The organism is Streptosporangium sp. NBC_01639, assembly GCF_045209755.1.
In the GTDB taxonomy this organism is placed as follows: domain Bacteria; phylum Actinomycetota; class Actinomycetes; order Streptosporangiales; family Streptosporangiaceae; genus Streptosporangium.
In genome coordinates this window covers 3123740-3149191 of the sequence record NZ_CP109272.1, presented here as the reverse complement: position 1 = coordinate 3149191, position 25452 = coordinate 3123740, and the positions used below count along the sequence as shown (strand labels likewise).

23 protein-coding genes are annotated in these 25452 nt (G+C 71.2%); 19 read left to right on the top strand and 4 right to left on the bottom strand.

What is annotated here, in order from left to right; all coding sequences use genetic code 11:
- Positions 1-33 precede the first annotated feature (33 nt).
- The 5 genes from OHA77_RS14050 (at position 34) to OHA77_RS14030 (ending at position 3079) form a co-directional block, all read left to right on the top strand.
- The gene (locus OHA77_RS14050) at positions 34-279 is read left to right on the top strand and encodes a type II toxin-antitoxin system Phd/YefM family antitoxin (RefSeq protein WP_406318519.1); all 246 of its coding nucleotides are present in this window, start codon (positions 34-36) and stop codon (positions 277-279) included.
- On the top strand, positions 276-707 hold the full coding sequence (locus OHA77_RS14045; RefSeq protein WP_406318518.1) for a type II toxin-antitoxin system VapC family toxin: 432 nt from the start codon (positions 276-278) through the stop codon (positions 705-707). The genes OHA77_RS14050 and OHA77_RS14045 overlap by 4 nt, the downstream gene beginning before the upstream one ends.
- Positions 708-717: 10 nt before the next feature.
- Positions 718-906: a hypothetical protein gene (locus OHA77_RS14040; protein ID WP_406318517.1), complete on the top strand. Its 189-nt coding sequence runs from the start codon at positions 718-720 to the stop codon at positions 904-906.
- Between the two features lie 208 nt (positions 907-1114).
- Complete coding sequence (locus OHA77_RS14035; RefSeq protein WP_406318516.1) at positions 1115-2008, top strand: glycosyltransferase family 2 protein; 894 nt, start codon at positions 1115-1117, stop codon at positions 2006-2008.
- Between the two features lie 3 nt (positions 2009-2011).
- Entirely contained in the window at positions 2012-3079 is a 1068-nt protein-coding gene (locus OHA77_RS14030; RefSeq protein ID WP_406318515.1) for a glycosyltransferase family 4 protein, read from the top strand.
- Here the strand turns inward: OHA77_RS14030 and OHA77_RS14025 are convergent.
- Positions 3052-3996: a lysylphosphatidylglycerol synthase domain-containing protein gene (locus tag OHA77_RS14025; protein WP_406318514.1), complete on the bottom strand. Its 945-nt coding sequence runs from the start codon at positions 3994-3996 to the stop codon at positions 3052-3054. The genes OHA77_RS14030 and OHA77_RS14025 overlap by 28 nt on opposite strands.
- Before the next feature lie 179 nt (positions 3997-4175).
- Here OHA77_RS14025 and OHA77_RS14020 point away from each other — a divergent pair, with 179 nt between their 5' ends.
- The 8 genes from OHA77_RS14020 to OHA77_RS13985 all read left to right on the top strand — a co-directional run bounded on the left by OHA77_RS14020 (position 4176) and on the right by OHA77_RS13985 (position 13205).
- Positions 4176-5015: a class I SAM-dependent methyltransferase gene (locus tag OHA77_RS14020; protein WP_326820169.1), complete on the top strand. Its 840-nt coding sequence runs from the start codon at positions 4176-4178 to the stop codon at positions 5013-5015.
- Positions 5012-5938 (top strand): lysylphosphatidylglycerol synthase transmembrane domain-containing protein, encoded by a 927-nt coding sequence (locus tag OHA77_RS14015; RefSeq protein WP_326820170.1) that lies wholly within the window; start codon positions 5012-5014, stop codon positions 5936-5938. The genes OHA77_RS14020 and OHA77_RS14015 overlap by 4 nt, the downstream gene beginning before the upstream one ends.
- Before the next feature lie 145 nt (positions 5939-6083).
- Positions 6084-7151, top strand: coding sequence for a glycosyltransferase family 4 protein (locus tag OHA77_RS14010; RefSeq protein ID WP_406318513.1), 1068 nt, complete (start codon positions 6084-6086; stop codon positions 7149-7151).
- A 17-nt stretch (positions 7152-7168) separates the two neighbouring features.
- Positions 7169-8263 carry an NDP-sugar synthase gene (locus OHA77_RS14005; RefSeq protein WP_326820172.1) on the top strand — a complete coding sequence of 365 codons (1095 nt, stop codon included), beginning with the start codon at positions 7169-7171 and terminating at the stop codon, positions 8261-8263.
- A 43-nt stretch (positions 8264-8306) separates the two neighbouring features.
- Entirely contained in the window at positions 8307-9212 is a 906-nt protein-coding gene (locus OHA77_RS14000) for a DNA-3-methyladenine glycosylase family protein (RefSeq protein WP_406318511.1), read from the top strand.
- Positions 9213-9532: 320 nt separating this feature from the next.
- Entirely contained in the window at positions 9533-12091 is a 2559-nt protein-coding gene (locus tag OHA77_RS13995) for a bifunctional FO biosynthesis protein CofGH (protein ID WP_326826997.1), read from the top strand.
- Positions 12092-12391: 300 nt separating this feature from the next.
- Entirely contained in the window at positions 12392-12565 is a 174-nt protein-coding gene (locus tag OHA77_RS13990) for a hypothetical protein (protein WP_406318510.1), read from the top strand.
- A gap of 385 nt (positions 12566-12950) precedes the next feature.
- On the top strand, positions 12951-13205 hold the full coding sequence (locus OHA77_RS13985) for a hypothetical protein (protein ID WP_326820176.1): 255 nt from the start codon (positions 12951-12953) through the stop codon (positions 13203-13205).
- A gap of 182 nt (positions 13206-13387) precedes the next feature.
- Here OHA77_RS13985 and OHA77_RS13980 read toward each other — a convergent pair whose 3' ends face one another.
- Positions 13388-14698 (bottom strand): coenzyme F420-0:L-glutamate ligase, encoded by a 1311-nt coding sequence (locus OHA77_RS13980; RefSeq protein WP_406319822.1) that lies wholly within the window; start codon positions 14696-14698, stop codon positions 13388-13390.
- A gap of 5 nt (positions 14699-14703) precedes the next feature.
- Positions 14704-15684 carry a 2-phospho-L-lactate transferase gene (cofD, locus tag OHA77_RS13975; protein ID WP_406318509.1) on the bottom strand — a complete coding sequence of 327 codons (981 nt, stop codon included), beginning with the start codon at positions 15682-15684 and terminating at the stop codon, positions 14704-14706.
- 298 nt (positions 15685-15982) lie between these two features.
- Here cofD and OHA77_RS13970 point away from each other — a divergent pair, with 298 nt between their 5' ends.
- The 4 genes from OHA77_RS13970 (at position 15983) to OHA77_RS13955 (ending at position 22999) form a co-directional block, all read left to right on the top strand.
- On the top strand, positions 15983-18091 hold the full coding sequence (locus OHA77_RS13970) for a hypothetical protein (protein WP_406318508.1): 2109 nt from the start codon (positions 15983-15985) through the stop codon (positions 18089-18091).
- A gap of 223 nt (positions 18092-18314) precedes the next feature.
- On the top strand, positions 18315-18575 hold the full coding sequence (locus OHA77_RS13965) for a WhiB family transcriptional regulator (protein WP_012888122.1): 261 nt from the start codon (positions 18315-18317) through the stop codon (positions 18573-18575).
- A 159-nt stretch (positions 18576-18734) separates the two neighbouring features.
- Complete coding sequence (locus OHA77_RS13960; RefSeq protein ID WP_406318507.1) at positions 18735-21587, top strand: glycosyltransferase; 2853 nt, start codon at positions 18735-18737, stop codon at positions 21585-21587.
- Positions 21584-22999 (top strand): DUF5719 family protein, encoded by a 1416-nt coding sequence (locus OHA77_RS13955; RefSeq protein ID WP_406318505.1) that lies wholly within the window; start codon positions 21584-21586, stop codon positions 22997-22999. Before OHA77_RS13960 ends, OHA77_RS13955 begins: the two co-directional genes overlap by 4 nt.
- Before the next feature lie 62 nt (positions 23000-23061).
- Here OHA77_RS13955 and OHA77_RS13950 read toward each other — a convergent pair whose 3' ends face one another.
- Complete coding sequence (locus OHA77_RS13950) at positions 23062-23514, bottom strand: metallopeptidase family protein (protein ID WP_326820182.1); 453 nt, start codon at positions 23512-23514, stop codon at positions 23062-23064.
- Between the two features lie 168 nt (positions 23515-23682).
- Here OHA77_RS13950 and OHA77_RS13945 point away from each other — a divergent pair, with 168 nt between their 5' ends.
- Entirely contained in the window at positions 23683-24051 is a 369-nt protein-coding gene (locus OHA77_RS13945) for a DUF3499 domain-containing protein (RefSeq protein ID WP_406318503.1), read from the top strand.
- 48 nt (positions 24052-24099) lie between these two features.
- Positions 24100-25452, top strand: a complete 1353-nt coding sequence (locus OHA77_RS13940) for a phosphomannomutase/phosphoglucomutase (RefSeq protein ID WP_406318501.1) — start codon at positions 24100-24102, stop codon at positions 25450-25452.

The following is a 25452-nucleotide window of genomic DNA, read 5'->3' as shown; positions in this document are numbered from 1 at the left end:
TTGATGTGGCCACTTGATGGGTAGGGTTTCCACATGAGTGAGCCGTTGCCCGATGACCACACCGTCGGTGTGCGTGACCTTACCCATCGGACCAGTCGGGTTCTCGCACGCGTCAAGGCGGGAGAGACGCTGACCATCACCGAGAGGGGTGAGCCCATCGCCGTGGTGGTCCCGCTCCGTCGGCCGAAGATGGTCATGCCTGCCATGGGTTACGCGATGAGCGGAGATCCCACCTGGGCGTCCCGTGCCGATGACAACCTCGATGGATTCGGCGAATGATCATTGCGGATACCGGTGCGATCCTGGCCACGATCGACTCGGCTGCCGCCGAGCATCCTGCTTGCGTCCGGGTGTTCGGACAGCTCAGACGGCCAATGCTGGTTACGCACATGGTGATCGCCGAAACCGACTACCTGCTGACCAAGCGATTCGGTGTCGCGACGGCGAACCGGTTTCTCTCCGATGTCGCGCAAGGCGCGTACACCCTGATCACAGGGGAAGAGGAGGACATCAATGAGGCGATCACGGTCAACACGCGTTACGCGGATCTGAAGCTGGGGGTGACCGACTGCATGAACGTGGTCATGGCCGCGCGATACGACACAGCGACGATCTTCACTCTGGACGAGCGGCACTTCCGTGTGATCTCCCCGCTCAACAAGGCGGACGCGTTCACGCTCCTGCCCGCCGATTCAAAGCCCACATAAGGCTGTGACCGTGATGCGAACAGACCACGACCGGCGGATTGTGGACGGTCTGGCGATGGTCGCGGCGTGGGAGCGCGAGCAGGGAGCCATGACGGCCGAAGACCTGGCCAAGGCGGCGGAGATTCTCGCCGAGGCGGATCGGAAGATGTTCGGTGATCCTGGTGCCGTCCGGACGCCCTCAATCCGGCCGGAGGAGTGATCTCCCCGGTTCCGCATCGGGGGGCGTGAACCCGGCGATCCGCACGGCCTGCCGACCGTTTCCGGCGGCCCGGGAATCCCGCCTGCTCAGGGGATGTACGCCGGAGGGGGTGACCGTCCGGAGAGGGTGATGTGCGTTCGGCCGCCGACTGGGCAGAGTATCCTCGCCGGACGTGAGCACGCCCGAGACATCCGAGAGTGGACCAGCTGTGGACGCAACGCCGTACGTCACGATCGTTCTGCCCTGTTACAACGAGCAGGACCATGTCATCGACGAGGTCGAGCGCATCTCCGAGGCCATGGACCGCAGCGGCTACACCTACGAGCTCGTGGCGGTCGACGACTGCTCCACCGACCAGACGCTGGCCAGGCTGCGGGAGGCCGCCCCGCGCTTCCCCAACATGCGGATCAGGGCCTTCCACCGCAACGGCGGGTCGGGCACGGTGCGCAGGATCGGTTCGCAGGAGGCACGCGGCGAGATCGTCGTGTGGACCGACGCGGACCTGACCTACCCGAACGAGCGCATCCCCGAGCTGATCGAGATCCTGGACAAGGACCACACGATCGACCAGGTCGTGGGCGCGCGGACCTCCGAGGAGGGCTCGCACAAGTTTCTCCGGGTGCCGGCGAAGTGGTTCATCCGCAAGGTGGCCGAGCGGCTGGCCGGGCAGAAGATCCCCGACCTCAACAGCGGGCTGCGGGCGTTCCGCAAGTCGGTGGCCAGGCCGTACCTGCGGCTGCTGCCGCCCGGGTTCTCCTGCGTCACCACGATCACGCTGTCGTTCCTGTCCAACCAGCACGACGTCTACTACCTGCCGATCGGCTACAGCAAGCGGGCCGGGAAGTCGAAGTTCAGCTTCGTGTCCGACGCCTACCGCTACATCCTGCAGGTGCTGCGGATGGTGATGTACTTCAACCCGCTCAAGGTCCTCATGCCGCCCGCGCTCTGGCTGATCGGCATCGGCCTGGTCAAGGGTGTGGTGGACATCGTCCGCTACGGGTTCTACCTGACCAGCAACACCATCGTGATCTTCATCTCCGGTCTGCTCATCGGGTCGCTGGCGCTGCTCGCCGACCTCATCGTGCGCTCCCGGAGCGAGTAGGCGATGCGGATCGCGATCGTCGGGCCGACCCATCCCTACAAGGGCGGCGGGGCCGCGCACACCACCGAGCTGGCCCACCGGCTGCGCGCCGCCGGGCACGACGTGGTCATCGAGTCGTGGAAGGCGCAGTACCCGTCCTTCCTCTACCCCGGCCAGCAGACCGTGGACACCCCCGACGGCGCTCCGTTCCCCGACGTCCGCCGCGTCCTGGACTGGCGCCGCCCGGACGGCTGGATCCGCTGCGGGCGGCGGCTGGCGAGCGCCGACCTGGTGATCCTCACGGTGCTGAGCCCGGTGCAGGTCCCGCCCTACCTGGGCATCCTCGCCGGCCTGCGCCGCCGGACCAGGGTCGTCGCGCTCTGCCACAACGTGCTGCCGCACGAGCGCAAGCCCTATGACGCGCCCCTGATGAAGGCGCTGCTGCGCCGGGTGGACCGGGTGCTGGTCCACTCCGAGGCGCAGGCGGCGCTGGCCCGTGAGCTCGGGCCCGCCCCGGTGGCGACGGCCGCGATGGCGCCGCATCTCCCGGTCAGGTCCGCGGAGCGCGGCCAGGCCGACGGGGTGGCGGACCGGCTGCTGTTCTTCGGCCTGGTCCGGCCGTACAAGGGGCTGGACCTGCTGATCCGCGCACTGCCCGAGGGCGTCTCCCTGCGGGTCGCGGGGGAGTTCTGGGGCGGGCTGGCGGAGACGGAGGCGTTGATCGCCCAGCTCGGCCTGACCGGCCGGGTGGAGCTGCGACCGGGCTACGTGGCCGACGACGACGTGCCGGGGCTGTTCGCCGACGTGGACGCGCTGGTCCTGCCGTACCGGAGCGGTACGGCCAGCCAGCAGGTGTGGTTCGGCCACGAGCACGGCGTCCCGGTGATCGCCAGCCGGGTGGGAACGCTCGGCGACCACGTCACCGACGGAGTGGACGGGCTGCTCGTCGAGCCCGGCTCGGTGGAGAGCCTCCGCGCCGCGCTGACCGCGTTCTACCGGCCGGGCGAGCCCGAGCGGCTCCGCGCGGGGGTCAAGGCCGTCGATCCCGAGCCCTACTGGGCCACCTACCTCAAGGCCCTGGTCGCGGACTGAACCCCGTCCCGGTCCGCCGCGGGCCGGGGAGCGCGGCCCCAGAGGAAACCGATCCCGGCCCAGGTCACGTCGGCCAGGGTGAACGCCAGCCGGGACACCACCGCGGCCACCAGCGCGTCGGGTGAGCCGAGCACCGGGGCCAGCGCGAGCACCATGGCACCCTCCCGGACGCCTATCCCGGCCGGGACCACCACGGTGAGGATGCCGGTGGCCCAGGCCAGCGCGTAGGCCCCGGTCGCCACCGGGTAGAGCGGACCGCCCGCGGCGCCCAGGTCGGTGATCGGCAGCAGCAGATGCACGCCGTACACCAGCCAACCGGCCAGGGTGAGCGCCACGGCGACCAGTACGGCCCGGCCGCCGAGCACCTGCTCCAGCGGCTCCCTGCGGGCGATCCGCAGGGCCAGGTTGAGCCCGAAGGTGAGCACCTTCGGGTGCAGGCACAGGGCGATGACCGGGATCAGCGCCATCAGGTACCACGCCTGGCTCACGGTCTCGCGCAGGGTGACCGCCGCCACGAGGAGGGCGCAGCCGAGGGAGATCAGCAGGCTGAGCGAGGTGGAGCTGAACGTACGGCGGGGCGGGACACCCTGGTCGCGGCCGAGCTCCATCATCGCGGCATAGGCCCAGACGCTGCCCGGCACGTATTTGCCGAGCTGGCCGATGAAGAAGATCTTCGCGGTGATCCCGAGGGGGAGCGGCGAGCCCAGTCCGGCCAGCACCGCCCGCCAGGCCAGCACCATGAGCCCGATCCCGGCCATGACCGACAGGTAGGACCCGGCCAGTGACCACCAGGAGAGCCGGGAGAGCGCGCTCAGCGTGTCGTCGGCGTTCCTGGCCAGGCCGTACCCCAGAAAACCCAGCGCGACGAGGGCGAGCAGCACCCGGAGCAGGCGGCTTGACCGCAGGCGGCTCAGCATCCGCCAAGGGTACGACGCGGACCTTACCCGGCGGTAGGGTCCCGGCTCGCCGGTACGCTTGGGCGGCGTACCAAGCGAACCCGCCGCGGCGAGCGCGGGAATCCCGCGCCCGCCGCCGGCATGACGGACCATGGGGGCGGGCGGTCCGCGCGGCGAACGAGGGAGTGGCAGGCGAGGCTATGGGCACGAAACGGGTGGCGCAGCTGGCGTACTCCGAGTTCCAGGCGGCGATGCTCGACGAGGCGAAGCGCCGGCGCAAGGCCGCGAAGATCGTGGCGGTGCTCGGTCACTTCCTCGGCCGCGACAAGGACGTCCTCGACGGCCTGACGGTCGCCGACATCGGCTGCTCGGCCGGGTTCATCGCCGACGAGCTCGCCGCCGCGGGCGCGAGGCGGACCTTCGGCGTGGACATCGACGTGCCCGGCCTGCGCAAGGCGGCCGAGCGGTTCGGTGAGCGGGTCGAGTTCGTGTGCGCCGACGGCACCGCGCTGCCGTTCCCCGACGGCTCCATCGACGTGCTGGTCTTCAACCACATCTACGAGCACGTGGTGGACCCCGACGCGATCATGGCCGAGATGCGCCGGGTGCTGACCGACGACGGCGTGCTCTACCTCGGGCTGGGCAACCGGCTCGGGGTGATGGAGCCGCACTACAAGCTGCCGTTCCTGTCCTACCTGCCGCCCGCGCTGGCCGACCGCTACGTCCGGCTGTCCGGCCGTGCCGACAGCTACTACGAGCGCTACCGGACCCGGCGCGGACTGCGGAGGATGGTGCGCGGCCTGCGGGTGTGGGACTACACCTTCCCGGTGCTCGCCACCCCGGCGGCGTTCGCCGGCTCCGAGCTGTTCGGCGGCGTGGCCGGCCGGGTGGCCGGCGGCGTGCTGGCCCGGCTGCCCCGGACCGTCCTGCGCGGACTGCTGCCGGTGGTGCCGACCTACCTGTGGGTGGCCACCAAGAGCAGCCGCCGCCCGGCCGGGGCCGCCCTGCCCCAGCCGCCCGACCCGGTCCGCCCCCGGTGAAACGACTGGTCCGCATCGCCTTCCTGCTCGTGGCGCTGGGGTTCGGCGGGTGGGTGGTGGCGCGCCAGTGGGACGAGGTCCTGGCCGGGTTCGCCCGGCTGTCCTGGCAGGCGCTCGTGCTCTCCCTGGTCGCCGTGGTCGCCGCGCTGTGCGGCGGGATGATGACGTGGCGGGCGCTGCTGGCCGACCTCGGCTCGCCGCTGCCGTTCCGCCCGGCGGCGAAGGTCTTCTTCGTCGGCCAGCTCGGAAAGTACATCCCCGGCTCACTGTGGCCGGTGCTCGCCCAGATGGAGATGGGCCGGGAGCTGGGGGTGCCTCGGTCGCGGAGCGCGGCGGCCTTCTTCCTGACGCTGCCGGTGCAGCTCGGCAGCGGGCTGGTGATCTCGGGGGTGACGCTGCTGGCCGCCCTGCCCGGGTCCGCCGCGCCGTACGCCTGGGTGTTCCTGCTGATCCCGGTGCTGGTGGTGGTGTTCGAGCCGAAGGTGATCAACGCGGTCCTCGGGTTCGGGCTGCGGAAGCTGCGGCGTGAGCCGCTGGAGCGCCCGCTCACCCGCAGGGGCATCCTCACCGCACTGGGCTGGGCGCTGCTCGGCTGGACCGCGTACGGCCTGCATCTGGCGGCGATCATCCACGGGTTCGGGCTCTCGGGCGTCTCGATGGTCCTGTTCTCCATCGGGTCCTTCGCGCTGTCCTGGTGCCTGGGGATCATGACGTTCGTGGTCCCCGCGGGAGCCGGGGTGCGTGAGGCCGCCATGGTGGCGGTGCTGGCCCCGGTCCTGGACCGGGGCTCGGCGATCGCCGTGGCGCTCTGCTCCAGGATTGTGATCATTCTCGGCGATCTCGTCTGCGCCGGTGCCGCGGGCCTGTCCGCGCGACGCGCCGTCGATGCCGGGCACGACTCCGACCCGCGAAAAGCCGTGTGATTCGCCCCACGTTTCCGGAGGCTCTGGCAATAGAGTGAACAGCAGGAGGGGGACGTCCGTCCCGCGATGATCCTGAGGGGAGCGATCCTTCTTGACGCCCCGAGTGCTCATCGACGCAGCCGCCGTTCCAGCTGATCGCGGTGCTTTGATCAGATATGTCGACGGCCTCGTCGCCGCACTGGACAAGGCCGGCGCCGACCTGGTCGTCGTCTGCCAGCGGGCCGACGCCCAGCGCTACGCCGCACTCGCGCCCGCCGCCCGCGTCCTGCCCGGCCCGGCCGGGATCACCAACCGGGCCGCCCGGCTCACCTGGGAGCAGACCGGTCTCCCGCTGCTCGCCCGGCAGGCCGGCGCCCAGGTGATCCACGTCCCCTATTACTCGATGCCGCTCCGCTCCGGTCTGCCGACCGTGGTGACCGTGCACGACGTCACCTGGTTCACCGAGCCCTCCCAGCACAGCGCGGTCAAGGCGTCCTTCTTCCGCTCGGCGACCCGGACGGCCGTCCGGCACGCGTCCCGGGTGATCGTGCCCTCCAAGGCGACCAGGGACGAGCTGATCCGGGTGCTCACCGCCGATCCCACCAGGATCGACGTCGCCTACCACGGGGTGGATCCGGCGCTGTTCCACCGGCCCTCCGAGCGGGAGGCCGGGCACGCGGCCGACCGGCTCGGACTGCACGGCACCCCCTATGTCGCCTTCCTCGGTCCGCTGGAGCCGCGCAAGAACATTCCCAGCCTGATCCGGGGTTTCGTGCGGGCCGTCCAGGATCTTCCCGATCCGCCCGCCCTGGTGCTGGCCGGGGGCGTGCGTGACGCCGACGTGGACGTCGCCGTCGGGGAGGTGCCCTCCGGCGTGAAGGTGCTCCGTCCCGGCTACCTGTCGTTCGCCGACCTGCCCGGGTTCCTCGGCGGCGCGGTCGTGGCGGCCTTCCCCTCGCGCGGTGAGGGTTTCGGTCTCCCGCTGCTGGAGGCGATGGCCTGCGGCGCCCCGGTGCTCACCACACACAGCACCTCGCTGCCCGAGGTGGGGGGCGACGCCGTCGCCTACACCGAGCCCGACGACGCCGCCATCGCCGAGGGGCTGCGGACGCTGCTGACGTCGCCGGAGCGCCGCGAGGCCCTGTCGGCGGCAGGGCTGGCCCGAGCCAAGGAGTTCACCTGGGAAGCCTCGGCCGATGCCCATCTGCTCTCGTATCAACGAGCCGTCGAATAGTGAGTTAATCTCGCGAGATGATGGAGACCCCTTTGCCGGACCTAGAGGCGATCCTCCTTGTCGGGGGACAGGGGACGCGGTTGCGTCCGCTGACGCTTGGCACGCCCAAGCCGCTGCTGCCCACAGCGGGGGTTCCCTTCCTTGCCCATCAGCTGGCACGGGCTCGCTCGTTCGGTGTGCGGCGCATCGTGTTCGCCACGTCCTACCGGGCGGAGATGTTCTCCGACGCGTTCGGAGACGGCTCGGCCTTCGGGCTCTCCCTCGAATACATGACCGAGGAGACCCCGCTCGGCACCGGCGGTGCCATCCGTAACGCCGCCGAGGCGCTGACCTGCGGCCCTGACGCGCCGGTGCTCGTGCTCAACGGCGACATCCTGTCCGGCCACGACATCGGCGACCAGGTCGCCCGGCACGTCGCCCGGCGGGCCGCCGTCACCCTGCACCTGACCGAGGTGGAGGATCCCACGCGCTTCGGCTGCGTGCCGACCGACGACGAGGGGCGGGTCACCGCCTTCCTGGAGAAGACCCCGAATCCGGTCACCAACCGGATCAACGCCGGGTGCTACGTCTTCACCCGCTCGGTGATCGACTCGATCCCGGCCGGTGAGGTCGTCTCCGTCGAGCGCGAGACCTTCCCCGGTCTGATCGACTCCGGTGCGCTGGTGCTCGGCTACGCCGACGCCTCCTACTGGCTCGACGTCGGCACGCCCGCGGCCTTCATCAAGGGCTCCCGCGATCTGGTCCTCGGCCGCCTGGCCTCACCCGCGCTGCCCGGTCCCCCCGGTGAGTTCCTCGCGCTGCCCGGCGCCCGGATCTCGGCCGAGGCCAAGATCGACGGAGGTTCGGTGATCGGCGCCCGCGCGGTCGTGGAGTCCGGGGCCCAGGTGTCCGGCAGCGTTCTCGGCGACGGCTGCGTGATCCACGCGGGGGCCGCCGTGGTCGACTCGGTGATCGGCATCGGTGCCCGGGTCGCCTCTGGAGCGATCCTGCGCGACGCCGTCATCGGCGACGGTGCGATCGTGGGGCCCGGCAACGAGTTGGTGGCGGGCAGCCGGATCTGGCCCGGTGTCGTGCTCCCCGAGTGCTCCGTCCGCTTCTCCAGCGACGTCTGACCCGGTCCGGTCCGTGCGGGTGCGGTGAGAGCAGGGCGTGCGCGTGACCGTGGCGAGGGAGCGGCAATGGCGCTGGGACGGGCCGTTCGACCTTGAGCTGACCCTCCACCCGCACCGGCGTGGCGGTGGGGATCCCGCCTGGCGCAAGACGTCCGACGGGGCGATCTGGCGGACCTCCCGCACCCCCGACGGCCCCGCGACGTTACGGGTGACCGCCCGGAGCGGACACGTCGCCGGCACCGCCTGGGGGCCGGGGGCCGGGTGGCTGCTGGAGACGCTTCCCGCGATGCTCGGCGTCGACGACGACGTCTCGGGGTTCGTTCCCGAGCACGACGCGGTCCGTGCCGCGGCCAGGCGCTACGAAGGGCTCCGGGTCGGGCGGACCTTCCGGGTTCTGGAGGCGCTGGTTCCCGCCGTGCTCGAACAGAAGGTCGTGACCGGCGAGGCGTGGCGGGCCTGGCGGTGGCTGCTCCTCCGGCACGGTGAGCCCGCCCCGGGGCCCGCACCCGAGGGGATGAGAGTCTTCCCCGAGCCTGAGGCGTGGCGGTCGATCCCGTCGTGGGACTGGCACCGGGCGGGAACGGAGGCCGTACGGGCCCGGACCATCGTGAACGCCGCGTGGCATGCCGTGAAGCTGGAGACGGCGGGGGACAGCGCCGACGTGGACCGGCTGCTGCGGGCGCTGCCCGGGATCGGGGTGTGGACGTCCGCCGAGGTGCGGCAGCGGTCGCACGGTGACGCCGACGCGGTATCGGTGGGGGACTACCACCTGTCCTCGCTGGTCGGCTGGTCGCTGACCGGTCGGAAGACCGATGACGCGGGGATGTTGCGGTTGCTCGCGCCTTACCGGGGACACCGGCACCGGGTCAGCAGGCTGTTGAAGCTGGGCGGTGAGCGGCCACCCGCCCGGGGGCCACGGATGCCGGCACGCGACTATCGCCGCTTCTGACCCGGCCGGGCTCGGGGAGCGGCTCGACGCTCCGCCAGTCGCGGCTGTCACGGGTGTCGGCTCCGGCGAACGGGGCGAGGACGGCGAGGACGGCGAAGGCGAGAAGAAACCAGATCATTTTCTACTCCTGGGAAGGGGTGGTGCCTCGGTGGATGCCTCCAATGTATGCAGGCGCAAGTATTTATGTCTATCGAGACCTGCTTCAACTAACGCTTTAGAAACTCTGAATGATCGACTGTGCCGAACCGGCACCCGGTGGCGGTTTCCTGGCCGCTGCGCCGTAATGTGCAGCCATGAGCGTCAACCCCACCGACACCGCGATGCGCCGGGCCCTGGCCCGTGCCCGTGACGGAAAAGCTCTCGACCTGACCGAAGCCGTCGTGCTGCTGCACGCCCGAGACGCCCACCTCGACACCCTTCTCCAGCACGCCGGACGGGTCAGGGACGCGGGCCTGGAGGCGGTGGGACGACAAGGGATCATCACCTACAGCCGCAAGGTCTTCATCCCGCTGACCCGGCTCTGTCGTGACCGATGTGGCTACTGCACGTTCGCCACCGCGCCGCACAAGCTGGAGAGCATGTATCTCAGCCCCGACGAGGTGCTTCAGATCGCCGCCCAGGGCGCGGCGATGGGGTGCAAGGAGGCGCTGTTCACCCTGGGCGACCGGCCGGAGGACCGCTGGCCCCAGGCCCGCGAGTGGCTGCACGCGCACGGTTACGACGACACCCTCTCCTATGTCCGCGCCATGGCCGTCCGGGTGCTGGAGGAGACCGGACTGCTGCCGCACCTCAACCCCGGCGTCATGAGCTGGCAGGACCTGCAGCGTCTCAAGCCGGTCGCGCCGTCGATGGGCATGATGTTGGAGACGACCTCGCGGCGGCTGTTCGAGGAGAAGGGGCAGCCGCACTACGGCTCGCCCGACAAGGACCCCGCGGTACGGCTGCGCGTGCTGGAGGACGCCGGCCGGACGAACGTACCGTTCACCAGCGGCATCCTCATCGGCATCGGTGAGACGGTCGAGGACCGGGCCGAGTCGCTGTTCGCGCTGCGCAGAGTGGCGCGCGAGTACGGCGGGCTCCAGGAGATCATCGTCCAGAACTTCCGTGCCAAGCCCGACACGGCCATGCGCGGCATGCCGGACGCCGACCTGCAGGAACTGGCCGCCACGATCGCGGTGACCCGGCTGGTGCTCGGGCCCAGGATGCGGGTGCAGGCGCCGCCGAACCTGGTCGACTCCGAGTACGAGCTGATGATCAGGGCGGGCATCGACGACTGGGGCGGGATCTCCCCGCTGACGCCCGACCACGTCAACCCCGAGCGACCGTGGCCGCAGATCGACGACCTCGCCGCCCGGACGGCCGCGGCCGGGTTCGCCCTGCGGGAACGGCTGACCATCTACCCCGAGTACGTGCTGGCCGGAGAGCCCTGGCTCGACCCCCGGCTCAACGCGCACGTGGCGGCGCTGGCCGATCCGGAGACCGGGCTCGCCCGCGAGGACGCGATCCCGGCGGGCCTCCCCTGGCAGGAGCCGGACGGCGGATTCGTCTCCCTCGGCCGAACCGACCTGCACACGGCCGTCGACACCGAGGGCCGCACCGCTGACCGCCGGGACGACTTCGACCACGTCTACGGTGACTGGGACGCCCTCAGAGAGCGGCTTCCGGCTCCCGCGGTGCTCGTCGGGGAGGCCGGGGCGGCCCTGCGGCAGGCCGCCGCGGATCCCACCCGGCTGACCGACGAGCAGGCGCTCGCCCTCCTCGACGTCGCCGGTGACCACGACGGCGCGGGAGCGGACGACGCGGCGCTGGAGGAACTGTGCCGGATCGCCGACGACCTCCGCAGGGAGGTGGCCGGCGACGACGTGACCTACGTGGTCAACCGGAACATCAACTTCACCAACGTCTGCTACACCGGCTGCCGGTTCTGCGCCTTCGCGCAGCGCCGTACCGACGCCGACGCCTACACGCTGAGCCTTGAGCAGGTCGCCGACCGGGCCTGGGAGGGCTGGCAGGCGGGAGCGACCGAGGTGTGCATGCAGGGCGGAATCCATCCGGACATGCCCGGCAGCGCCTACTTCGACATCGCCCGCGCGGTCAAGGCACGGGTGCCGGAGATGCACGTCCACGCCTTCTCCCCGATGGAGGTCATCAACGGCGCCAGCCGTACGGCCCTGTCCATCGAGGACTGGCTGGTCGCGGCCAAGGAGGCGGGGGTCGACTCGCTGCCGGGCACCGCGGCGGAGATCCTCGACGACGACGTGCGCTGGGTGCTGACCAAGGGCAAGCTGCCCACCGCCGAGTGGGTCGAGGTGGTCACCACCGCGCACCGGGTCGGCATCCCGACGACGTCCACGATGATGTACGGCCACGTCGACAACCACGCCCACTGGGTGCAGCACATCCGGCTGATCCGCCGCATCCAGGAGGAGACCGGCGGGTTCTCCGAGTTCGTGCTGCTGCCGTTCGTCCACCACAGCGCGCCCATCTACCTCGCCGGGATCGCCAGGCCCGGACCCACCGCGCGGGAGAACCGGGCCGTGCACGCACTGGCCCGCATCCTGCTGCACGGCGCGATCGGCAACATCCAGTGCTCCTGGGTAAAGCTCCAGGACGGCCTGTGCCGCCAGGTGCTCCAGGGCGGGGTCAACGACCTCGGCGGCACCCTGATGGAGGAGACGATCAGCCGGATGGCGGGGTCGGAGAACGGCTCCTTCAAAACGATCAGCGACATCGCGGCCATGGTCGCCCCGACCGGCCGGCCGCTCCGGCAGCGGACCACCTCCTACGGGGTGCCGGACGGGGAACGGCTGGCCGCGGCGGCGGCGAGCGACGGCGTCTGCCAGAGCGTACGGAGGCTCCTGCCACTCGAACAGGTGTGACAGGTCCACAACACCGGACGTCGGGCGCAGCCCGTACACCTGGACCGCGCGGAGCCTTCACGCTCCGCGCGGCCCGTGCTCGGACTGCGCTCGATCGGGCCACCCGCAGGACGTCCCATTCGGTTTGCCGCCATCCGGGTCGGCGGGATGTCATGCGGCGGGCGAGCATGCTCTGACGCCGCACATCGCCACAGACCTCATCCCCGTGGCGCACAGCTGATCTTCACAACGCACGATGCGATCCTGCTGGGCAGTGAGGTGCTCGACCGGCCGCTCAACCGTGATCAGGTGTGGATCACGGTGAAGCAACGCTCAGGAGAGAGCGAGCTGTATCCGCTGACAGCGGCCAAGCCGCGCAAGGAGGAGAATCTGGAGCGCGGTTATCTGCGTGGCCGTTACGGTGGGGTGCCGCGGGTCACCGCCGGAAAGATCGTCCGTGAGCTGTCCCGGCGAGAGGCGAAGGCGACCGGGTAAGTAGGCGGGCGGGGAGAGAGCAGGAACAGGGAAGGCGGAGAAGACGCGGACGTTTCAGCGGCCGCCTGGCTGTCCCTATGGGGGCGCCCGCCGTACCCCTGCTGCGCCGCGTGTTGTGATGGTCGGTGGGGCGGCGTCCACCTGCCCGGACGGTTCCGGCTGAGGTCAAGGGAAACAGTTCTTGGCATTTCCGTAGTCGTTCGCATACTCTTAGTGATGAAATCCTGCTTCCTTCCAGGTGGGAGTGCACCAATGGACAGTGCGGACGGCCGGATCCTGATGCTCATCGTGGTCGCGATGATCGTGTTCGCCATTTCGCAGCTCTGACAGCCCCGACATACCCGCAGCGACGAGAATCCTGCTTCCCCCTGGTAGGAGTGCAACGTTGGACAGCTCGGACGGCCGTGTCCTGATCATCATCGTGATCGCGACGATCGTCTTCTTCGTCGGGCGGCGTTTCCAGCGGACGCTCGACGCCTGGGCCAACTGGGGCAAGGCGCTCCAGACGGTGGCCGAGGCGATGGCGAAGGTCCCGGATGCGAAGGCGGCGGCCTGGACGGCGATCCGGAGAATGATCGTGGTCGGCCTGGGGACGCTGATCCTGTTCGCGGCGATCGTGAACGCGATCCGATACGGATGAAACCCTGAAAATGCTGATCTGCCGTCATCGGCGGCCGTGTTCCCGGAGGCGTTCTCCGGGGCCGTGGCCCGGCATCGGCCGAAACCGCGGAAGCCGATCCCGGCCCTGCTTCCGAAGACCGATCGGTCCTCGGAAGCAGAGAGTCCCGTCAGCGGGTGGCCGGCCGTACCAAGCCCGTACGGCTAGCGGACGGCGATGAAGTCGGCCGCCTGCCGGGGGGCGCGGTCACGGGGCGGGGCGGCCGGATGGCCGATGGCCACGGCGCCCATCGGGTCCCAGTCCGCAGGCAGGTCGAGCACTTCGCGGACCACCTCGCGACAGAACATGGTGGAGGACACCCAGGCCGAGCCCAGGCCCTCCACCGCGAGCTGGACGAGGAAGTTCTGCACTCCGGCGCCCGTGGCGACCACGAACATCTCCCGCTCGGCGGCGTTGCGCCGGTCGTCGCGGTAGGTGTGCGAGCCGTCCATGACCAGGCAGGGAACGGCGAGGTAGGGCGCGGCGCGCAGCACGTCTCCGCGCCGGATCCGCTTGGCGATCGACTCCTCGGAGAAACCGTCACCGCGCAGGTCGGTGATCCACGCCTCGCGCATGGCGTCGAGCAATTTGCCCCGGATCCCGGCCGACTCCAGCAGGACGAACCGCCACGGGGTGGTGTGGTGCGGGGCGGGGGCGGCGATGGCCGCGTCCACCGCCCGGCGGACCCTGGCTCCGTCCACCGGCGTGTCGGAGAACTCGCGGACGGTCCTGCGCGCGAAGACCACGTCACGGGAGCCGTACCGGAACATGTCGTCCTCGGACGGACGGATCAGCTCGCGGATTCCCGGGCCGTCGTCCTCGGTGGTGTATTCGGCCAGGCCTCGGAGCACCGCTACCGGAGTCTGCGCCAGCTTGCCCTTGACCAGGTCTCCGGCGGCGGCGAACTCGTCGGCGATCGCGGTCAGGGTGACCTCCAGCGCGTTGCCGTGGTCGTCGGACAGGCCACGGTAGTCGAGCACGGGGGTCACTCCGGCCGCGCCGACGGCGAGGTCGGTCTGGCCGTTGCGCCAGGGACGGCCGAAGGTGTCGGAGACCACCACGCCGACCGAGACGCCGAGCCGCTCCCAGATGCTCGTCCGGACGGCCGCGGCGGAGGCGTCGGGGTCGACGGGCAGCAGGACGACCGTGCCGGGTTCGGTGTTGGAGGCGTCCACCCCGGCGGCGGCCATGACGAATCCGTGCGCGGTCTGCGCGATCACCGTCTCGCCCCGGCGGGCGACGACCCGGGTGGTCTCGGCGGCGATGGCCTCGCCGCGTCCGACGCCCTGGAGGACCCGGCCCTCGGCCTTGCTGGAGATCTTGGAGGTGACCACGAGGATGTCCCCGTCGCGCAGGTCGGGCGAGGCCGCGGCGATCAGCTCGCCGACGTCGTCGCCCTCCCGCACCTCGGGGATCCCCTGGATCGGGAAGATCTCCAGCCGGCCGTCGCCCTGGTCGCCCCGCCTGCGGTGGATCCTGTTCACAGTTCTTCCTCGCCCTTCGCTCCGTCCGGCTCCCGCCGGGAGGCCGACAGTTCGGCGGCCAGGTCGAGAGCGGCCTGGGCGATGGCCGCGGCGGACTCGACGTCATGCATGATCAGGGGACGGGACCGGACGCTGACGCCGTCGAGGCGGACGCCTTCGTCCTCCTCGGCGACCAGCCAGCCGTCCACCAGGGCCGAGCCGTACAGCTCCAGGACCGCCTGGGCGGTCGTGTCCACGCCGATCGCGGTCAGGCAGGCGTCCGCCATGCCGCGGACCGGGGCGCCGCCGACGATGGGGGAGACGCCGACGACCGTCTTGGACATGAGGGCCTCGCGGATGCCCTTGATCTGCAGGATCGTGCCGATGCTGACCACCGGGTTGGACGGCGGCAGGATCACCACGTCGGCGTCGGCGATGGCCTCCAGCACGCCGGGGGCGGGCCTGGCCTGGTCCGCGCCGACCAGGATGATCTCTTCGGCGGGGACGGAGGCGCGCAGCCGTACCCACCACTCCTGGAAGTGGACGGCCCGGCGGCCCTGCTCGTCGGAGATGACCACGTGGGTCTCGGTCCGGTCGTCGCTCATCGGGATCAGCCGTACGCCCGGCTCCCAGCGCGCGCACAGCGCCTCGGTGACCGCCGACAGCGGGTAGCCGGCCCGGAGCATCTGGGTGCGCACGATATGGGTGGCGAAGTCACGGTCGCCCAGGCCGAACCACTGGGGTTCGACGCCGTAGGCGGCCAGTTCCTCCTTGACGACGTGCGTCTCCTTCTGCCGCCCCCAGCCCTGCTCCTCGTCGATGCCGCCGCCCAGGGTGTACATCACGGTGTCGAGGTCGGGGCAGACCTGCAGGCCGTAGAGAGTGATGTCGTCACCGGTGTTGCCGATGACGGTGATCTCTGATTCGGGGGCGGCGGTGAGAAGGCCGCGCAGGAAGCGGGCACCGCCGATTCCGCCGGCTAGGGACACTATGCGCATGGCGTCCAGTCTTTCACTGCCTCGGACACGCCGGTTCGAAGGCCTTCCGCCGTGCACGGGGTCGCCTTGTCTTGATCGTTACGAGGGCCGTCTTCGCTGGCAGGGTTGCCTCCAGTGGTTCGCTAAATATACGACAATAAGGTGCAGTGAAGTACATATGGGATTCCTGAGGTTTCTGGGTCTCCCGACGTTGAAGTCGACCATGTGCAAAACTGTGCCGGGTTTACCTAAAGACCCGTTGGGGGTAGTTGTGATCAATGGTGAAGCCGGCCGGCTCCGAGAGCCGGCTGCGTGGCTCATGATCGCTATCGCGTCCGCGAGCGTTCTCGTCGGCATCGAACGGCTGCTGTTCGGAGGATCCACCTCTTCGGCGAGCTCGTCCTTCGGCATTCGCGCGTTCGGATACGTGGACGACTTCACCTCGCCGGTGACCGTGGCGCTGCTCGTCGGCGCCGTGCTGCTGGCCGGCCACCTCGGCCCGGTGCTCAGCCGGATGAAGCTGATGACGCAGGTCGCCGTGGGCATGCTCGGACTCGCCGCGCTGTTCGGCGTGGTCGGGCTGTTCGGCGCGCTCTTCAGCGGAGACGCGACCATCGGGCGGAAGGTGGAGTTCCTCCTCCTCAGCGTCCCCGGTCTCGCGCTGGCCGTGCTCGCGCTGCTCTACCTGCTGCCGAAGGCGACCTCGGCCGCTCCCCGCGTGGCCGGCGTCCGCGCCGAGGGCGGCTCCTTCCGTCCTCAGGAGCAGTACGCCCAGGAGCAGCAGGCCTATCCGCAGGGTGGTCACGCCCAGCCCGTTCCGCAGCAGGGTTTCCAGCCGCAGGAGCAGGCCTCCCAGCAGGGGTATCCGCAGGGTTACCAGCCGCAGGAGCAGGCTCCGCAGCAGGGTTTCCAGCAGGAGCAGTCCTTCCAGGGGCAGGGTTTCCCGTCGCAGGAGCAGGCTCCCCAGCAGGGTTTCCAGCCCCACGGGCAGGCCTATCCGCAGGGTGGTCACGCCCAGCCCGTTCCGCAGCAGGGTTTCCAGCCGCAGGAGCAGGCCTCCCAGCAGGGGTATCCGCAGGGTTACCAGCCGCAGGAGCAGGCTCCGCAGCAGGGTTTCCAGCAGGAGCAGTCCTTCCAGGGGCAGGGTTTCCCGTCGCAGGAGCAGGCTCCCCAGCAGGGCTTCCAGCCCCAGGAGCAGGCCCCGCAGGGTGGGTACCAGCCCCAGGGGCAGACCCCGCAGGGCGGGCATGCCCAGCAGCAGGCCCAGGCTGCCCCCGTCCCGCAGCTCCCCTACAGCCAGCCGGCGCTCCCGCCCGCCCGCAGTTCCGCCGCGACCTCCGACGGCTACGGCCAGCAGAGCGCGCACGCCTACACCCCGCCGACCGGCGACGGCTACTCTCCGGCCGCCTACGCGCCGCCGGTCGAGACCCAGGCCCCCGGCAACCAGCCCGCCCCCTACGCCCAGGCGCAGCTTCCGCCTCCCGCCCCGGCCGAGCCCTACACCCCGAGCCCGTACGTCGCCGCCGACGCCCAGCCTTCCGCCCCGGCCGCGCCGTACGACCCGCCGGCCACGGCGTACGACCCGCCGATCTACGCCACGCCGGCGGAACAGCCTCAGCAGGCCCCGGGCTACCCGGACGCCCAGTTCCCGGGCTACCCGCCGCCCGCCGCGGCGCAACATCCCGGCTACGCTCCGCCGGCCGATTCTCCGGCTCCCGGCTACTCCCCGCAGCCCGAGCAGCAGCAGGCCTCCTTCTACCAGCCGCAGCCGGAGACCTACCAGCCGCAGTCCGAGGCCTATCAGCCGCAGCCGGAGGCCTATCAGCCGCAGCCGGAGGCGCCCGCGCCGGCTGACAACCGGCAGCAGACGGCCTTCGACAACCAGGAGCAGCCGTCCTTCCCGCAGCCGCCGGAGAACTACGGCCAGCCGTTCACCGGCTACTCCGGCGCGGAGTTCGCCCGGCCGACCGAGCCGAACCTGCACTACCCGGCACCCGACCCGGTCGACCCCCGTTCCCAGCAGATGGCCCAGGCCTACCAGCAGGCGGAGAGCTACCAGCAGCAGTCCCAGGGGACCGAGCCGCAGCTCAGGGTCCCGGAATACGGTTCCTCCCCGCAGGGCGGGTCCTACGACGACCCGTTCGGTCACCCGCAGACGCCGCCCGCCGCGCAGCCGTACCAGCAGCAGAGCGGTCACCAGTGGGACCAGCCGGCCGACGCGACGCTCCGGTTCGACCCCAGCTCCTACCAGGGCGACCCGCTCGGCGGAAACTCGTGGGACTCGCAGCCGGCCATAGACCCCACCGCGATCTACCGGCCGGAGCGCTCCGGCCAGGTCACGGGCGAGGAAAGTCCTGATAGAGAGAGGGTGGGCCCCGGTCAGGAGCAGAACATGTCCTGGTACGGTTCCGACCGCCGAGAGCCCTGAACGGCCAGGCGGTCGTCATGATCGCTTGGTCCGTCCGCCGTCGTGGGAGGTGCGCGACCTACAACCGGGGAGAGCAGGTCTTTCCCCGGATACCGGCATGCCGCTTGACGCCACACCGGGCACGCGCGTGTAATTACACACGTGTTGTTACGCCTTCCTCTGGGTGGGTAAGAGGGAGGCGTTCATAGGGGGGCTCCATTTGCGGGCGGCAGGGAGGTGTGCAGTGGCCGACCTGGTCATCGCACAGGACAGCATCGCTGAAGAGCAGCTTGGCTGGCAGGAACGCGCCTTGTGTGCGCAGACCGACCCGGAGGCGTTCTTCCCGGAGAAGGGCGGGTCCACACGGGAGGCCAAGAAGGTGTGCCGCTCCTGTGAGGTCCGTGCCGAATGCCTTGAGTACGCGCTTGAGCATGACGAGCGGTTTGGCATCTGGGGTGGGCTTTCCGAGCGGGAACGTCGCCGGATCAAGCGTGAGGCAGTCTAAGAGGCAGTTGAGGCGCCCGCTGAGGGCGCTTGACGATATTTCGACGGGTCACGTGACCACGGGTCACGTGACCCGTTTTTTCATCCATATGGCATAGCCGTACATAGTGTGTCGTATCGTTGTCGCGCCCATCGTCACCCCTCCTGAACCACGGGACGTATGTCCATCACCGACTCCCCCCGTCTCCACCACAGCGTCACTGCGATCGTCGTCTCCCATGACGGTGCCCGCTGGCTGGGGGAGACCCTCGACGCGCTGCTCGCGCAGACCCGGCCGGTGGACCGTGCCGTCGGGGTCGACAACGGCAGCCGGGACGGCAGCGCCGCACTGCTGACCGGCGTCCTCGGCCCGAACGCCGTGCTCACCCTTCCGCGCTCGACGAGCTTCGGCCAGGCCGTGGCCGCGGTGCTCGACCGGCTGGGGCCCGCCGGCGGGCGGGAATGGCTCTGGCTGCTCCACGACGACTGCGCGCCGGACGCCGGAGCGCTGCAGGCCCTGCTCCGGGCCGCCGACGCCGACCCCAAGGCCGGAGTGCTCGGCCCCAAGCTCCGGGACTGGCTGGACCGGCGGGTCCTGCTCGAGATCGGCGTCACCGTCGACCGGACAGGCCGCAGGGACACCGGGCTGGAGCCCCGCGAGTTCGACCAGGGACAGTACGACGGCGTCCGGGACGTGCTCTCGGTCTCCAGCGCCGGGATGCTGATCCGCAGGGACGTCTGGGACGAGGTGGGCGGCCTCGACCCCTTCCTGCCGCTGTTCCGCGACGACCTCGACCTGTGCTGGCGGGCCAGGGCCGCGGGGCACCGGGTGCAGAACGTCACCCAGGCGGTCGCCTGGCACGCCGAGGCCGCCACCCGGCGGCGCCGCCGCATCATCGTCAGTGGCGACCATCCCCGCCGGCTGGACCGCCGCAACGCGATCTTCGTGGTCATGGCGAACCTGCCGTTCTGGCCGCTGATGTGGGCGCTGGTCCGCAACATCTCCGGCTCGGCCTTCCGCACGCTGCTGTTCCTGCTGGCCAAGCGGCCCGCCGACGCGCTGGACGAGATCGTCGCGCTCGGCTCGGTGGTCGGCCATCCCGGACGGATGATCAAGGCCCGCCGGGCCCGCGCCAAGGGCCGCAAACAGGGCCATGCGGCGGTCAAACGGCTGCTCACCCCGTCAGGTGCGGGCTACCGGCGCCTCTCGGACCGGCTGCAGAGCTACCTGGCGGGGACCGGTTTCGTGGAGTCGGCGGGCCGGCACCAGGCCGTGGCCGCCTCCCAGGAGGACGGTGAGGAGCTGCTCGCCGACGCCGGGGGGATGCAGCGGGTCTTCGGCAATCCGGGAGTGCTGCTCTTCCTCGCGCTCGCCGTGGTCACGCTGATCGCCGAGCGAGGTCTGATCGGCGGCGCCCGGCTGGGCGGCGGCGCACTCGTCCCGGTGACCGGTGGCTCCTCCGACCTGTGGGATCTCTACCTGGAGGGATACCACCAGGCCGGGCTGGGGAGCGACGCGTGGGCGCCGCCGTACGTCGCGGCGCTGGCCGCGCTGTCCAGCGTGCTGTTCGGCAAGGTCTGGCTCGCGGTCTCGGTGCTGCTGCTGGGCTCCGTGCCGCTGGCCGGGTTCTCCGCCTACGTGGCCACCCGGTCGATGATCCCGGGCCGTTGGACCCGCATCTGGCTGGCCTCCTCCTACGCGCTGCTCCCGGTGGCCACCGGGACGGTCGCCGCCGGACGGCTCGGCACCGCCGTGGTCTTCGTGCTGCTGCCCCTCTACGCGGCGCTGGCCACCACCCTGCTCTCGGGCGAGGGCCGCCGGGCCCGCCGGGCCGCGTGGGGGCTGGGCCTCCTCCTGGCCGTCGGTACGGCTTTCGCCCCGCTGGTCTACCCGCTCACCCTGGTCCTCGGCGCGCTGGCCGCGCTGGCCTTCCCCCGCAGGGGCGTCGCGCTCTCCGTGGTCATCGCGTTCGGCGTCCCGGTGGCGTTGCTGTTCCCCTGGCTGGCCCAGGTGCTCGGCGCGCCGGGGCGGCTCCTGCTGGAGGCCGGACTGCACCAGCTGGCTCTGGTGGACCCCGCGCTGCCCGCCTCCTCGCTGCTGACGCTCAGCCCCGGCGGCCCCGGCATGCCGCCGCTCTGGGTGACCGGCGGCCTCATCGTCGCCTGCCTGGCCGCGCTGCTGATGCGCCGCAACCGGATGGTCATCGCGGTCGGCTGGGGCGTCGCGCTCTTCGGCCTGCTGGTGGCGATCCTGGTCAGCCGGACCCCGGTCACCTCTCTGAACGGCGACGCCGTGGCCCCGGCCTGGCCGGGTGTGCCGCTGGCCTTCGCCACCACCGGCCTGCTGGTGGTGGCCGCCCTCACCGCCGACCGGATCGTCGAGTTCCGGGCGGCGGGCGGGCTGCGCAGGGTCACCGCGTTCGCCGTCGTGGCGATCGCCTTCTCCACCCCGCTGCTCGCGGCCGGCATGTGGATCGCCAAGGGGGTGGACGGTCCGATCAGCGGGAACGTGCCCGACGTGCTGCCCGCCCTGGCCGCGGTCAACTCGCGTGACGGTGAGCGGACCCTGCTCCTGCGCACCCGGCGGGACGGCCTGACCTTCACCGTGCTGAGCGGCCGTACCCCGCTGATCGGCGAGTCCGACATCCCCATGGAGCAGGCGGCGCGCGAACGCGTCGGCGTCGCCGCCGCCGGGCTGGTCTCCGGCCGGGGCGCGGACGATGCCGACGTGCTGGCCGCACACGGCGTGCAGTTCGTGGTGGTGGCTCCGCCGATCAGCCCGGAGATCAGCCAGGCGCTGGACTCCCAGCCCGCCCTCGCCAGGATGAGCCTGGCCCGGACGCTCGGTGCGTGGCGGCTGACCCAGCCGATCGCCAGGCCCCCCGTCCCGGCCGGCGACCCCTGGCACGACCGCTGGCTCTGGGCCCAGGCGCTCATCCTGCTGGTCGTGTCGGTCCTGGCGGCACCCGGCTCGCGATCCGGCTCCGCCTCCCAGGACCTGCCCGAGCCCGTAAGAGAGCTGGCCCCCCGGTGAAGTCCCTGATCGAGAACCGGTTCAGTCTGCTGGCCCTGGTCCTGGTGGCCCTTCTCGCCCTCTACGGCGTGGCCTCCGCGACCCAGCCGGGGGCCGAGACCCGGCCCGCGCCCGGCCCGCAGCGGGTGCCCGTCGCCTCCGTGACGGCCGTCTGCCCCGACGCCGGCGAGGCCGCCGTCGGCGTCGTCACCCCGCCGGGCGGGCAGGGGCCGGGCACCACGACGATCGTCGCCGGTGACAAGACCCTCCAGACCCTGGAGGCCCCCGGCGGCCTCTGGCAGGAGAAGGTCCCCGCCAAGTCGGGGCCGCTGACGGTGGTGTCCACCGGGAGCATGGCCGCCGGCCTGGAGTCGGAGCAGACCCGCAAGGAGACCTCCGGAAAGCACCGGGGACTGGCCGGAGTGCGGTGCGTGGAGCCCGTGGCGAGCACCTGGCTGGTCGGGCCGGGACCGGCCTCGGCCGACGTCACGATCCACCTCACGAACGCCGACCCCGCCCCGGCCGTCGTGGAGATCCTGGTCTACTCGGGAGAGGGACCGGTGGTCGGCGACTCCGGTGGCGTGTTCACCGTCAAGCCGGGCGAGAGCCGTACGATCAAGGTCGGCGACCTGGCCCCCTCACCGCTCGTCATGGCCGTCGAGGTGCGCACCAGCTCCGGCCGGGTGACCGCCGCGGCTCGGGCGATCATGAACGGCGGCCGCGGCGTCGACTGGCTGCCGGTCTCCACCGCGCCCGCCACCCGCGTCGTGGTGCCGGGCATCCCCGGCGGCGGGGGGAAACGCGAGCTGCTGGTCGCCTCCGTCGGAGAGGCCGACACCCTGGTCGAGGTCAAGGCGCTCACCCCCGACGGGACCTACGCGCTCAAGGACCGCGAACTGGTCGAGGTATCCGCGGGGTCCGTCGCCACCCTCGACCTGTCGACCGGTATCGCCGGGCAGCCCTCCGCGCTGCTGCTCACCTCCGACGCGCCGATCGTCGCCGGGCTGACCGTCACCGGGACCGGGAAGAAGGGGGACGTGGCCTTCACCGCCGGAGCCGCCCCGATCGACCTGGGCAGCGTGGTGGCCGACAACCGCACGGGCAAGAAGCAGAGCTCCCGGCTGCTGCTGACCGCGCCGGACACCGCCGGAAAGGTGAGCGTCCAGGTGCTGCCGCGCAAGGGGGAGGCACCGGAACCCTTCGAGGTGAGCGTCATCGCCTCGCGCACCAAGGAGGTCAAGCTGCCCAAGGTGGACGGCCCCTTCGCGGTGGTCGTGCTGCCGCTGCCCGGGTCCGGCCCGGTATACGGCGGGCGGGTGATGGACGAGCGGGTCAAGGACGGGCTGCTGCTGACCGCGCAGCCGCTGGCGGCCGCGCGCCTGTGGGCGCTGGTGCCGCCGATCACCGAGTCCGTCTCGGCCGTGCTGCCCTGAGGCCCGGCCGGGTTCCCGCCGGGCCCCGGTCCCGCCGGCGGACCCCGCGCGCCGTCCGGCGCTCAGTCGCGGTCGTAGCCGGGGTCGACCGTCTCGGGCGTCAGTCCCAGCAGGTCGGCGACCTGCTCCACCACGGCGTCGTGCACCATCGCGCCGAGCTGGTCGCGGTCACGGGCCCGGGCCTCCAGGGGGCGCCGATAGATGATCACGACGGCCGGGCGCTTGCCCGCGGCGGGCTCGGAGCGGCCGAACGGGATCGGCTCTCCGGCCAGCAGCCCGGGGCCGTCGCTCAGCTCGCTGAGCGGCGGCACCTCCTCGACCGCGAACTCCACCGCCGCTAGCTGCTTGCTCCAGCGGGGCTTGAGCCGGTCCACGGCGTCCAGGACGAAGTCGTCGAAACGCTCGCTGCGGGACTTGGCGATCGGCACATGGGAGGGCGCCAACGGGCCGCGCATGCCACGGCCGTGCCGGTCGCGTCTGCGGGGAGGGCGGAAACCGCCGGGTGCCGAACTCACGGGCCAAGCTTAGACGCGCCGGGAGGAGGGCGGGGAGGCGACCGGGGACAGAGGTGGTAAGCCGTACAGGCGGGTGGAAGATGGGACACGTGTCCGAATTGTGGCGACACGCTCGTTAAGAGCGCTCAGATAGTGGCGCCTCGGACGCTTACCGGATACGGTCCCACCGTGAGCCCCGTCCGCCGCTGTTCCCGCACCGCGTGCAGTCAGCCTGCCGTATTCACGCTCACGTACGTCTACGCCGATTCGACCGCCGTTCTCGGGCCCTTGGCGACGTACGCCGAGCCGCACTGTTATGACCTGTGTGCCGAGCATGCCGAGCGGTTGACCGCACCTCGTGGCTGGGAGGTCGTGCGCCTTCCCAGTGACGGTGCGCCGCCGAGCAGCGACGATCTGGAGGCCCTCGCCAACGCGGTCCGCGAGGCGGCCAGACCCGCCCCGACGGGGGGCGCCGAGCCCGTCGGCCAGGGAGTCGAGGTGGGGCGCCGCGGTCACCTCCGGGTGCTCCGTTCCGCTCAACCCCAGCGTGACCGCTGACCCGGATAAGCTGGGCTCGGCAGACATGACATAAAGGGCGGAGCTGGAGTGGGTGACCTCGCCAAGATCTTCAAGGCGTACGACGTCCGAGGCGTCGTGCCGGACGAGTTCGACGAGGAGACCGCGGAGGCGGTCGGCGCGGCCTTCGTGGAGGTGACCGGCGCCGGGACCGCCGTGGTGGCCCACGACATGCGCGCCTCCTCGGCGCCGCTGGCCGCGGCCTTCGCCCGCGGGGTGACCTCACGCGGGGCCGACGTCGTCCATGCCGGACTGGGCTCCACCGACCTGCTCTACTACGCCAGCGGCAGCCTCGCCCTGCCCGGCGTGATGTTCACCGCGAGCCACAACCCCGCCCGGTACAACGGCATGAAGATGTGCCGGGCCGGCGCCGTGCCGATCGGCGGCGACACCGGTCTGGCCGAGATCCGCGACCGGGCGGCCGAGCTCCTGAAGTCCGGAGTCGGCGGCGACGGCGGCGGGACCGTCTCCGCACAAGACCTGCTACGGGGCTATGCCGACCACCTGCGCACGCTGGTCGACCTGTCCGGCATCCGGCCGCTGAAGGTCGTGGTGGACGCGGGCAACGGCATGGGCGGCCACACCGTCCCGGTGGTGTTCGAGGGGCTCCCGCTGGAGACGACCGAGCTCTACTTCGAGCTTGACGGCACCTTCCCCAACCACGAGGCCAACCCGATCGAGCCGGAGAACCTGCGCGACCTGCAGAAGGCCGTCCTCGACACCGGTGCCGACATCGGCCTGGCCTTCGACGGCGACGCCGACCGCTGCTGGGTCGTCGACGAGCGTGGCGAGTCGGTCTCCCCCTCCACGATCACCGCGCTGGTCGCGGCGCGCGAGCTGGCCAAGCACCCCGGCGCCGTGGTCATCCACAACCTGATCACCTCGCGGAGCGTCCCGGAGATCATCGCCGAGCATGGCGGGCGTCCGGTCCGCACCCGGGTGGGCCACTCGTTCATCAAGGCCGAGATGGCCAGGACCGGTGCCGTCTTCGGCGGCGAGCACTCGGCCCACTACTACTTCAGGGACTTCTGGTCCGCCGACTCCGGCATGCTGGCCGCGCTGCACGTGCTGGCCGCGCTGGGCGAGCAGGACCGGCCCCTGTCGGAGATCCTCGCGGACTACGCCCGCTACGCGGCCTCCGGAGAGATCAACAGCACGGTCGCCGACCAGGCGGAGGCGACGGCGCGGGTGCGCCGGACGTTCGCCGGCCGCGACGGTGTCACCTTCGACGAACTGGACGGCATGACCGTGTCCGGACCCGGATGGTGGTTCAACCTTCGCCCGTCCAACACCGAGCCGCTGCTCAGGCTTAACGCCGAAGCGGCTGACGAGATTCAGATGGCAGCGATCAGGGACGAAGTTCTCGCTGTCGTGAGGAGCTGA